The 10,917-nt window shown below is 67.5% G+C and carries 13 protein-coding genes and 1 pseudogene; 7 read left to right on the forward strand and 7 right to left on the reverse strand.

What is annotated here, in order from left to right:
- Both A5733_RS10345 and A5733_RS10350 read left to right on the forward strand, forming a co-directional pair.
- Positions 1-909: an LLM class F420-dependent oxidoreductase gene (locus A5733_RS10345; RefSeq protein ID WP_067764584.1), complete on the forward strand. Its 909-nt coding sequence runs from the start codon at positions 1-3 to the stop codon at positions 907-909.
- A gap of 24 nt (positions 910-933) precedes the next feature.
- Positions 934-2,061 (forward strand): XdhC/CoxI family protein, encoded by a 1,128-nt coding sequence (locus A5733_RS10350; RefSeq protein ID WP_067764581.1) that lies wholly within the window; start codon positions 934-936, stop codon positions 2,059-2,061.
- Here the strand turns inward: A5733_RS10350 and A5733_RS10355 are convergent.
- The 3 genes and pseudogenes from A5733_RS10355 to A5733_RS10365 form a co-directional block, all read right to left on the reverse strand.
- The gene (locus A5733_RS10355) at positions 2,058-2,708 is read right to left on the reverse strand and encodes a DedA family protein (RefSeq protein WP_197508170.1); all 651 of its coding nucleotides are present in this window, start codon (positions 2,706-2,708) and stop codon (positions 2,058-2,060) included. The two genes, A5733_RS10350 and A5733_RS10355, sit on opposite strands and share 4 nt — an antisense overlap.
- Before the next feature lie 66 nt (positions 2,709-2,774).
- A pseudogene (locus tag A5733_RS10360) lies at positions 2,775-3,059 on the reverse strand (CHAP domain-containing protein); the annotation flags it as partial.
- 28 nt (positions 3,060-3,087) lie between these two features.
- Positions 3,088-3,870, reverse strand: coding sequence for a DUF4878 domain-containing protein (locus tag A5733_RS10365; protein ID WP_067764572.1), 783 nt, complete (start codon positions 3,868-3,870; stop codon positions 3,088-3,090).
- Positions 3,871-3,934: 64 nt separating this feature from the next.
- Here A5733_RS10365 and A5733_RS10370 point away from each other — a divergent pair, with 64 nt between their 5' ends.
- On the forward strand, positions 3,935-4,351 hold the full coding sequence (locus tag A5733_RS10370; protein ID WP_067764568.1) for a DUF3151 domain-containing protein: 417 nt from the start codon (positions 3,935-3,937) through the stop codon (positions 4,349-4,351).
- Positions 4,352-4,353: 2 nt separating this feature from the next.
- Here the strand turns inward: A5733_RS10370 and A5733_RS10375 are convergent, their stop codons facing one another.
- From A5733_RS10375 to A5733_RS10385, 3 genes are read right to left on the reverse strand one after another with little or no spacing between them, the layout of a single operon-like run.
- Positions 4,354-5,250: a cation diffusion facilitator family transporter gene (locus A5733_RS10375; RefSeq protein ID WP_076240052.1), complete on the reverse strand. Its 897-nt coding sequence runs from the start codon at positions 5,248-5,250 to the stop codon at positions 4,354-4,356.
- Positions 5,251-5,292: 42 nt separating this feature from the next.
- On the reverse strand, positions 5,293-6,072 hold the full coding sequence (locus A5733_RS10380) for a site-2 protease family protein (RefSeq protein ID WP_076240053.1): 780 nt from the start codon (positions 6,070-6,072) through the stop codon (positions 5,293-5,295).
- 29 nt (positions 6,073-6,101) lie between these two features.
- Positions 6,102-6,683 (reverse strand): hypothetical protein, encoded by a 582-nt coding sequence (locus A5733_RS10385; RefSeq protein ID WP_076240054.1) that lies wholly within the window; start codon positions 6,681-6,683, stop codon positions 6,102-6,104.
- Positions 6,684-6,790: 107 nt separating this feature from the next.
- On the opposite strand from A5733_RS10385, the gene A5733_RS10390 reads away from it, so the two are divergent.
- Complete coding sequence (locus tag A5733_RS10390) at positions 6,791-8,086, forward strand: adenylosuccinate synthase (protein ID WP_067764557.1); 1,296 nt, start codon at positions 6,791-6,793, stop codon at positions 8,084-8,086.
- A complete protein-coding gene (locus A5733_RS10395) occupies positions 8,083-8,712 on the forward strand; it encodes a PaaI family thioesterase (RefSeq protein ID WP_067764554.1) in 630 nt (209 codons plus the stop codon). The genes A5733_RS10390 and A5733_RS10395 overlap by 4 nt, the downstream gene beginning before the upstream one ends.
- Here the strand turns inward: A5733_RS10395 and A5733_RS10400 are convergent.
- A complete protein-coding gene (locus tag A5733_RS10400; RefSeq protein ID WP_076240055.1) occupies positions 8,709-9,455 on the reverse strand; it encodes an SDR family NAD(P)-dependent oxidoreductase in 747 nt (248 codons plus the stop codon). The genes A5733_RS10395 and A5733_RS10400 overlap by 4 nt on opposite strands.
- 52 nt (positions 9,456-9,507) lie before the next feature.
- Between A5733_RS10400 and A5733_RS10405 the strand changes: the two genes are divergently transcribed.
- Entirely contained in the window at positions 9,508-10,158 is a 651-nt protein-coding gene (locus tag A5733_RS10405; RefSeq protein ID WP_076240056.1) for a hypothetical protein, read from the forward strand.
- A gap of 155 nt (positions 10,159-10,313) precedes the next feature.
- Positions 10,314-10,917, forward strand: a 604-nt coding sequence (locus A5733_RS10410; protein WP_142253912.1) for a DUF222 domain-containing protein, incomplete at its 3' end; no start/stop codon positions are given.

Genomic DNA, 10,917 nt, shown 5'->3' on the forward strand with positions numbered 1-10,917 from the left:
TTGACGAACTCACAACGGGCGACGATCGATTTTCCGAGCCGGATCGGCGTGTGGTGGGCCAGTGAGACCTGGTCGATGCCGGACGCGCAGGAGGTGGCCCGAGAGATCGAGGCACTCGGCTACGGTTCGTTGTTCCTGCCCGAGGTGACCGGCAAGGAATGCCTGACGCAGTCGGCGGCGTTTCTGGCCGCGACGCAGCGCCTGGTGGTCGGCACCGGTATCGCCAACATCCATGTTCGGGTGCCGAGCGCGGCCGAGACCGGCGCCCGGACCCTCACCGCGCTGTATCCCGGGCGGTTCGTGTTGGGTCTCGGGGTCAGCCACGGGCCGTTGGTCGAGCACGGCCTGCGCGGTGTGTATCAGAAGCCGCTGGCCACCATGCGGGACTATCTGGACCGGATGGCCGCGGTGCCCGAACAGATCGAACCGGGCGTCGGCCGTCCGCCCCGGCTCTTGGCTGCGCTGGGCCCCAAGATGATCGAGCTGTCGGGCACCCATGCCGACGGCGCGCACCCGTATCTCGTGACTCCGGAACAGACGCGGGTCACCCGCGACATTCTCGGGCCGGACAAATGGATCGTTTCGGAGCAGGCGGTGGCCATCGGCTCCACCGACGAGGATCAGCTCCGTCGCGCCCACGCTCACCTCGACGTCTACAGCGGTCTGCCGAATTACCGGAACTCGTGGCTGCGCCAGGGTTTTGACGAATCCGACCTCGTCCGCGGTGGTTCCGACCGGCTGGCCCGCGGCGTGGTGGGGATGGGTTCGGTGGAAAGTGCTGCGAAGGCCGTGACGGCGCACGTGGACGCCGGTGCCGACCACGTGGTGGTACAGGTACTCGGCGACAACCCGACGGCAGATCCGCGACCCGCACTGCGCGAACTCGCCGGTGCCCTCGGTCTGGGGTAGTCCTCAAGCCTTAGATTGAACGTCGTGAGAGACGTGCTGAGCACCCTGTTAGCGGTCTGGCGTGCCGGCGGCACCGCCGGCGTCGGGACCGTGGTGCGCACCTTTCGGTCGGCCCCGCGCCCAGCGGGCGCGGCGATGCTCGTCGCGCCTGACGGCACGGTGACCGGATCGGTCTCTGGTGGTTGCGTCGAGGGTGCGGTCTACGAACTGGCCACCGACGTGATGGCCACCGGCGTCCCGGTGCTGCAGCGCTACGGCGTGAGCGACGACGACGCGTTCGAGGTCGGTCTCACCTGCGGCGGCATTCTCGACGTGTTCGTTGAGCCGGTGTCCCAGGAGACGTTTCGGCAACTGGATGCGGTCGCCGACGACATCGAGGCCCATCGCCCGGTCGCGGTGGCCACCGTCATCGCGCACCCGGATTCGTCCCGGGTCGGCAGACGACTGGTGGTGCGCAGCGACGATTACGAGGGCTCCCTCGGATCGTCGCGGGCCGACGCCGCGGTGTCCGACGATGCCCGCGGCCTGTTGGCCGCCGGCCGCAGTGAGGTGTTGACCTACGGCCCGGACGGGCAGCGCCGGGGCGAGGGTATGGAGGTTTTCGTGGCGAGCCACGCGCCGCGGCCCCGCATGCTGGTGTTCGGGGCGATCGACTTCGCGGCGGCTGTCGCCCAACAGGGAACATTCCTGGGTTACCGGGTCACGGTGTGCGACGCGCGTCCGGTGTTCGCCACGCCCGCGCGGTTTCCGACGGCCGACGAGGTGGTGGTCGACTGGCCGCACCGCTACCTGGCGGCGCAGGTCGAGGCCGGCGCGATCGACGCCCGCACGGTGATCTGCGTGCTGACGCATGACCCCAAGTTCGACGTGCCGCTGCTGGAGGTGGCCCTGCGGCTACCCGAGAATGCGCGCGCCGCCTACATCGGGGCGATGGGGTCGCGGCGTACCCACGAGGACCGGATGGCGCGGCTGCGCGAGGCCGGGATGACCTCCGACGAGCTGTCCAGGCTGCGGAGTCCGATCGGTTTGGACCTCGGTGGCCGCACCCCGGAGGAGACGGCGGTGTCGATTGCAGCCGAGATCATCGCTCAGCGGTGGGGTGGTGGCGGACGGCCGCTGGCTCAGACCGACGGCCGGATCCATCACGGCTAGGCCTGTTGCTGGGCGGCGTTCTTGGCGGCGCGACGGCGCTTCAACCACTCGATGAACATCGGTGCCACGGAAGCGACCACGATCAGGATGAAGATCGGCTCGAGCAGCTTCTGGATGATCTCGAACTGGCCCAGCCAGTAGCCGAGCAGGACCAGGCCGACGCCCCAGATGATCGCGCCGAGCACGTTGAACGTCGTGAACACCGAGTAGCGCATCTTGGCGGCCCCGGCGACGATCGGCGCCAGGGTCCGCACGATCGGCACGAAGCGGGCGATGACGATGGCGAACGGGCCACGCTGTTCGAAGAACGCGTGCGCTTCGTCGAGGTACTTCTGCTTGAGCACCCGCGCCTCGGGTTTGAACATCGAGGTGCCGATGGTCCGTCCGATGATGTAGCCCACCTGGCCGCCGAGGACCGCCGCGATCGGGATGAACACCAGCAGTTGCCACAGTTGGAAGTTGGCGTTCACCGCCGTGCCCTGCGCGGCAGTGCCGGCCGCCAGCATGCCCGCGACGAACAGCAGCGAGTCGCCGGGCAGAATCGGGAACAACACCCCGGACTCGACGAAGACCACGACCAGGATGCCCACCAGGGCCCACGTGCCGAAGGATCCGATGAGGTGCAGCGGATCCATGAAATCCGGCATGAGTGCCAGATTGGTCGTCGCGGCGGGGAGGGCGGTGTCGATCACGAGTCCCAAGGGTACCGGCGGTCAGGGGGCGGGCTTGCCGTACCCGATGATGCCCGCGATCTCGGCGTCGTCGAGGGTGTGCACCCGGATGCCGCCCTCCTCGTTACCGCCGACCGTGGTGATCGCGTCGCCGTCCACCGCCACGACGAAATTCGTGTGCAATCCGAGCGGGCTGCCTTCGGCGTACATCGCCACATCACCGGTCTGCGGGCGGTAGCCGTCGACCCCGGCGAACCGCCCGGTCGCCTGGTAGTACTCCTGCAACGTGTACACGCCTGGGATCCGCCAATGCCCGGAGTTCGGGTTTGGTTCCCCCCAGTTTCACCCGATCAGGCTAGCCGGTCGGGGCCTGGCAGATCTTCCACTGATTGTCGCGGAACTGGAGGTCGAAGCTGCGGGTGGAACGGGTTTGCGGCGCGAACGCCATGAAGCTGGTGACGTTGGCCTCGGCGTGATCGCCGTTGACCACCACCTGGTCGATGCTGGCGACCACGGGGTACTGCTTCGCCGATTCGACCCGGGCATGGGTTTCGTCCCAGGCCTTCTGGTCGTACTTCACATAGTTGTCGCGGGTGGTGCCGCAGGTGATGGATCTCAGGGTGGCCAGGTCGCCGCGTTGGATGGCCGAGTCGAAGTCCTGGATCGTGGCGCGGACGTCGTCTTCTTGGGAACTCGACGCCGACGAGTTGCGGGTCAGCAGGACGGTGCCCAGCACCGCGATCGCCACCAGTGCGGCGATCACCAACAGGACCGCGACCACCCATCCCCAGCTGCGCCGGGCGGTGGTCTGCGCCGGCTCAGCTGACTCGTCGCGGGGCGGGATGACTTGCGGTGCAGCGCCTTTGGGTACTTCAGCGGCGACGGTGTCGCCCTCGGCCGGCGGAGCGAACACCTCGGTCTCGGGATCCGGCGGGGTGTCGATCTTCTGGGTGGATCCGTCGAACCCGGACGGCGCGGTGAAGCGTCGTTCCTCGCTGAGCGCAACCGCCTCGGTGACCTCGTCGGCCGAACCGATGATCTCGGTGGCCGGGTCGGTCACCTCTGACGCCGGGGGTAGTTCGACCTTCTCGGTCGGTGTGTCACTGTGATGCTCGTCCGGTCCCGATGGGTTCGACATCCCTGCTGCGGTCCTCCCGTACGTCGGTACTGGTGGAGCTTATCCGTCGGTGCACAATAGGCCCATGACACGGATGGGTGATTTGTTGGGGCCGGATCCGGTTCTCCTTCCCGGGGACCCGGAGGCCGAGGACGAATTGGCCGCGGGAGAGAAGGCCGCCGTGGTGGCCGCCGCGCACCCGTCGGCATCGATCGCCTGGGCGGTACTGGCCGAGTCGGCGCTCGCCGAGGACAAGGCCGTCACCGCCTACGCGTATGCCCGCACGGGTTATCACCGTGGGCTGGATCAGTTGCGTCGCAACGGTTGGAAGGGCTTCGGTCCCGTTCCGTTCGCTCATGAGCCGAACCAGGGGTTCCTGCGGTGCGTGGCGGCACTGGCCCAGGCTGCCGACGACATCGGGGAGACCGACGAGTTCCAGCGGTGCCTGGATCTGCTCGACGACTGCGATCCGTCGGCCCGCGGAGAACTCGGCCTTTCCTGAATTCAGTCCTTGGCGTCGCAGGAGCAGTCTTCTGCGGCGTCGGGCGGCTCCACCTGCACGGTGGCGTGTGCCAGTCCGCGGGCGGTGAGGACCGCACGCGCGTCGTCGAGCACCCGTGCGGTGTCGGCGCTGCTGGTCAGGTGCGCGGTCACCATGTCCTTGCCGGGCACCAGCGTCCACACGTGCAGGTCGTGTACGCCGGTGACCCCGTCGACGGCGCCGAGTGCGTCGCGCAACTCCTCGACGTCGATGTGGCTGGGCGAGGACTCCGACAGGATGCGCAGGGCGGCACGGGCCAGGGCGATGGCGCGCGGCAGGACCCACAGCGCGACGAGGACGGCGACCACCACGTCGGCGTAGGGCCAGCCGGTGGTGACGGTGACGATGCCGGCGATCAGGACGCCGATGCTGCCGACAGTGTCGGCGACGACCTCCATGTAGGCGCCCTTGACGGCCAGGCTGTCCTTGGAGTGTGACCGCAGGAGCAGGACGACGACGGCGTTGGCCGCCAGACCGGCCAGGGCCACCACGATCATCGGCACGCCGGGCACATCCGGCGCATGGCCGAGGCGTTCGATGGCCTCGTAGAGGATGAATCCCGCCACGCCGAGCAGCAGGGCGGCATTGGCCACGGCAGTGAAGACCTCGGCGCGGTGCCAGCCGTAGGTACGGGCCGGGGAAGTGCTGCCCCGCTTGGCCAGCAGTACCGCCGTCAAGCCCATGAACATCGCGACCAGGTCGGTCAGCATGTGGCCGGCGTCGGCCAGCAGGGCGATCGAGTTGATCAGCAGCGCGGTGACCAGCTCGAGCACGAAGAACGCGCTGAGGATCGCCGCAGCGATGATCATCCGGCTGACCCGGGCATCGCTGTGGTGGCTGTGATCGTGGCCGGCACCCATGCCCGCAATATATGCGGAAGTTCGCATATGTGGCAAGGGGTGTCAGAGCCAGGCAGACCAGAACCGGGTCAGCTGGCTACCGATCGACACGAGTTGGCTGGGCACGCCGGACAGATCGACGAACCAGAACACCACCAAGAAGAACCACCGGTTGAGCACCGGGGTGAACAGCAGGATCAACAGGATGAACAGGCCCCACTGCTTGGCTGGCTCCAGGGCCCGTTGGGTGTCCGGGCTCAGGTGCGGTTCCAACGCGCCGTAGCCGTCCAGCCCGGGAACCGGAAGCAGGTTCAGCACGAGCGCAGTGACCTGCAGGAATCCCAGAAAGGCCAGCCCAGACCAGAAGACGGTGTGGCCGCCGTCGTAGCCGAGCCGGGTGATGCCCAGCAGCAGCACCGCCAACACCAGGTTGGCGGCCGGACCGGCCAGGCTGACCAGGGTTTTCTGCCGGGCCGTCATCCAGGACGTCCGGACGTAGACCGCCCCGCCGGGCAGTCCGATCCCGCCCAGCGCGATGACGAGCACCGGAAAGCCCAGCGACAGCAGGGGATGGGAGTACTTGAACGGGTTCAGCGTCAGATAGCCGCGCACCGCGACGTCATGATCGCCGAACCGCCACGCGGTGAACGCGTGCCCGAATTCATGCAGGCACAGCGACACCAGCCAGCCCGCGATCACCAGGACGAACACGCCCGCATACGACAACGCGGACCACTCCACGCCGCCCAGCCAGGCCATGACCCCGCCGGCCGCGGTGAGCGCGACGACGGCCAGGAAAACCGGGCTCGGCCGTACCGACTGATGCAGCGGGCGGATGTTCACGATTCGACGCTACCGGGTGCCGCCCCTGCTCAGCCGACGCGCAACCAGCCCTCGGTGTGCCGGTAGAACGTCGAGCGTCGGACGGTCTTCGGGGCGGGCACCCCGTCCCGGATCACCTGCGCGCCCGGGGTACCCAGCTGCGCGGCGCGGCCGACGACCCAGCCGCGCGGACGGCCACGGTCCGAGAGCACGCTGGCGCGTAGCCCCGGCATGTCCGTCGTGGGTTCGACGCGGACACCGGGGGCTTCGCCGTCGAACAGCACACAGTCGTCGACGATGGCCTCGCCCTTCAGCCGCGCACCGTCGACTCCGTGCCATTGGGCCGCTTTGACCAGCACTGTTCCGGTTTCGTCCCGGATCAGCGGGACCCGCCGGGCCGAGCCGCGCCGGGCGCGGCGGGCCGACCAGCTGCCGGTCACCGGGGCGACTTCCACGTCGAGCCGGTCGGCGCGCAAGAGTGCCGTCAGCACGGTGGCCAGCTCGGCTGCACCGCCGGTCACGACGATCCTCCGGTGTGTCGTCACGTCGTCGGCAGCGACCCTCGGCAAGGATCGGAGGGGGCGTGGAACCGACGCCGTGCCGACCACCGCGATCCCATGTGAGGGGGTCAAAACTGCACCTCGCCCGTGAGAGAAAATGTGTTCCCAGCGTGTGCTGGGATAAGGTGACCTACCGGCTGCACCACACTAGTGCGGAAGATTAGGCGGGAGATTACGCCATGCCGGCAATCGTCCTCATCGGCGCCCAATGGGGTGACGAGGGCAAAGGTAAAGCCACCGACCTGCTCGGTGGCCGCGTGCAATGGGTCGTTCGCTACCAGGGTGGCAACAACGCGGGGCATACCGTGGTGCTGCCGACGGGGGAGAACTTCGCGCTGCACCTGATCCCATCGGGCATCCTCACCCCGGGTGTCACCAACGTCATCGGTAACGGCGTGGTGGTCGACCCGGGTGTGCTGCTCACCGAGCTGCAGGGCCTGGAGGATCGCGGCGTCGACACCTCGGGGCTGCTCATCTCGGCCGACGCGCATCTGCTGATGCCGTATCACGTCGCCATCGACAAGGTGGTGGAGCGATATGCGGGCAGCAAGAAGATCGGTACCACCGGCCGCGGCATCGGGCCCTGCTATCAGGACAAGATCGCCCGCATCGGCATCCGGGTAGCCGACGTGCTCGACGAGCAGCTGCTGTCTGAAAAGATCGAGGCGGCACTGGAATTCAAGAACCAGGTGCTGGTCAAGATCTACAACCGCAAAGCGCTCGAGACCGCCGAGGTCTTGGAGAACCTGCTCACCCAGGCCGAGGGTTTCTCCCACCGCATCGCCGATTCCCGGCTGCTGCTGAACCAGGCGCTGGAAAAGGGCGAGACGGTGCTGTTGGAGGGCTCTCAGGGCACCCTGCTCGACGTCGACCACGGCACGTATCCGTTTGTCACATCGTCGAATCCGACGGCCGGCGGCGCTGCCGTCGGCTCCGGCATCGGTCCGACCCGGATCACAACGGTGCTGGGAATCCTCAAGGCGTACACCACGCGGGTCGGTTCGGGCCCGTTCCCGACCGAGTTGTTCGACGAGCACGGGGCCTACCTGGCCAAGACTGGCGGCGAGGTCGGCGTGACCACCGGACGGGCCCGGCGCTGCGGCTGGTTCGACGCGGTGATCGCTCGGTATGCGACGCGGGTCAACGGAATCACCGACTACTTCCTGACCAAGCTCGACGTGCTCTCCAGCCTGGAGACGGTGCCGGTGTGCGTCGGCTACAAGGTCGACGGCAAGCGCACCAACGAGATGCCGATGACGCAGGCCGATATCGCGAAGGCCGAGCCGATCTACGAAGAGCTGCCCGGCTGGTGGGAGGACATCTCCAGCGCACGCGAATTCTCTGACTTGCCCGCCAAAGCACAGGACTATGTGCTGAGGCTGGAAGAGCTTGCCGGCGCTCAGGTTTCGTGCATCGGCGTGGGCCCGGGGCGTGAGCAGACGATCGTCCGGCGCGACATCCTGGCTGCTCCGTGAGTGACGAGCGACCCGAGTCCGTTTTCGAACAGCACGGCGGTTTCCCGGTTTTCGAGCCGGCCGATCCCGGGCCGGGGTTCGAGCGATTCCTGACGGCGATGCGCCGAGCTCAGGATCTGGCCGTATCGGCCAACCCGGACAGCGATACCTGGGATGACGCGGCCGATCGGGTCGAGGAACTCGTCAAGCTGCTCGAGCCCTATCAGGCAGCCGAGGGTGTGGGCCCGGCCAACCGGGTGCCCTCACTACCGGGTGCGGGCAGCCTGCTGATGCCGCCGTGGACCATGTCGAAGTTCGAGCCCGAGGGCGTCGAACTGAAGGTCGAGTTCAGCCGCTTCCACGTCGGTGGCAACTACGCGGTGCACGGCGGGGTGCTGCCGTTGCTGTTCGACTCGGTGTTCGGCATGGTGATCCACGCCGCCGGTCGGCCGATCAGCCGCACCGCGTTCCTGCACGTCGACTACCGCAAGGTGACGCCGATCGACACCGTCCTGACCGCGCGGGGCTGGGTACGGGAAGCCGAGGGGCGCAAGGCGTTTGTGAATGCCGAACTGCGTGACCCGGACGAGAATCTGCTCGCCGAGGCGCACGGCCTGATGATCAGATTGTTGCCCGGGCAGCCTTAGATCGCACTCCGGCCGCCGTCGGCCGGTAGCACCGCGCCATGGATGAAGCTGGCGTCGTCGCTGACCAAAAATGCAATGGTGCGGGCGATTTCGGTCGGGTCCGCCGGTCGCCGGGCCGGAGCTTTCGACGCGAGCGCGACCAACCCTTCGGTGCCGTACTGCGCGGTGGTGCCTTCGGTGACGGTCGGTCCCGGCGCAACGGCGTTGACCCGGACGCCTTTTGGGCCGTATTCGGCGGCCCACGACTTGGTCAGCAGGTTGAGGGCGGCTTTGGAGGACGCGTACACCGCCGAGCCCGGGGTTCCGAACATCGACACCATGGTGCTGACATTGACGATCACCCCTTCGCCGCGTGCGGCCATGCCCGGCGCGATCGCCCCGACGAGGAAAAACGGCACCTTCACGTTGAGGTCGTAGCAGGCATCGAAATCCTGCTCGGCAATCTTTGCCGTCGGCCCGAACACCGCGATGGCGGCATTGTTGACCAGGATGTCGATCTGCCCGGCGACCGTGAGCGCGTCGTGCACCAATGCCTGGGCACTGGCGGCGTCGGTCAGCGTGGCCCCCAGGAAGTCCGCAGTGCCACCGGCGTCACGGATCTCGGTCACCACGTGGGTGCCGCGGTCCGCGTCACGGCCGCTGACCAGAACATGTGCGCCGAGCTCGGCGAGAAGTGTTGCGGTGGCGTGGCCGATGCCACTTGTCGCACCGGTGACCAATGCTGTTTTCCCGCCCAGTGACATCGGGTCATCGTAAGTGTCACGATGAGCCGGGGTTCAACGACCTTTGCACCGTTTGTCGACGCCGCGTGCGGCCGCGTTTGCGGGAGTGCTGTTCGCCGTGTTGTTCGGGGTAGCCCTGGTGCTGATCCGTACCGCGTTGCCCGAGGGCGCCGAGCCTGGTTCGCAATGGATCGACGGCGCGACCACCCGGCTGCGGGTCGCCTCGGTGCTGATGCCGTTCGCCGGTATTGCGTTCCTCTGGTTCATCGGCGTGGTGCGCGACGGCTTCGGACGTTATGAGGACCGGTTCTTCGCGACGGTGTTCCTGGGCAGCGGCATCCTGTTCTTGGCGACGATGTTCGTCTCCTCAGCGATCGGCGCCGGATTGATCGCCGGCCGGGCGGGGATGACGGACGCGACCGTCTACAGTCACGTCGCCACATTCGGCCAGATGGTGTTGATGGCGTTGAGCAAGACATACGGGGTGCGCATGGCGGCCGTGTTCATGATCTCGCTGGCCACGATCTGGCTCAAGACCGGTCTGATGCCACGGCCGCTCGTCTATGCCACCTACCTGTTTGCGGTGGCGCTTTTGATCGGCGGAGACGTCAGCATGTGGATCGTGCTGGCGTTCCCGCTCTGGGTTCTGGCGGTCAGCCTGCTGATCCTGGTCCGTGCCGGGGTGATCGACCTGCCGGGCGGTGAACACGAGCATTCGACCTGACAAGACGTCTGTGGTTGTGGTTCAGGCCGTCGAGGCGGCTCCACGCGGTATGCCATCAGGCTGGCGCGAACCGTCACCGATGTCGTGATGCAGGACTGTCACCGATGTCTTGAGAAATCCCGCGGTTGTCGGTCGGTGGTGGCATAATCGAACATGTGTTCGACACTGATTCCGATGCCGCTCTCATCGACGCGATGAGCGCGGCGGCGCGGGCAGAATCCGCGGCGATCGCTCCACGGTTGGCCGCCATCGGTGCGTTGGACACCCGCCGCGAACGCGAACTGGCCGAGACGGTGTATTGGCGCACCGACCCGTTCGAAGCGGTCGCCGCCGAAATCTCCGCGGCGTTGAACATCAGCCGCCACCGCGCCGGTGAACAGATCCGCCACGCCCGCGTCCTGCGTGATCGGCTTCCCCAGGTGGCGGCCCTGTTCGCCTCCGGCGCGATCGACATGCGGATGGTGTTGGCCATCATCAACCGCACCGACACCGTCGACCCCACCGCCTGGGCTGCTGTCGACGAGGCCCTGGCCGCCCGCGCGGGAAGTTGGATGCGGTTATCGAAACGCAAACTGCGTGACCGCATCGATCAATGGGTGGCCCGACTGGACCCCCACGGTGAGCGGGTGCCCCCGCAGATCGATGAGGGCCGGCATTTCAGCGTCGAGGCCGGCACCATCCCGGGCATGGCGACGGTGTGGGGCAATCTACGGGTCGGGGATGCCGCCGCCCTCGATCAACGCCTCGACGCCCTGGCCG

It is taken from the genome of Mycobacterium sp. NS-7484 (genome assembly GCF_001953975.1).
In the GTDB taxonomy this organism is placed as follows: Bacteria; Actinomycetota; Actinomycetes; order Mycobacteriales; family Mycobacteriaceae; genus Mycobacterium.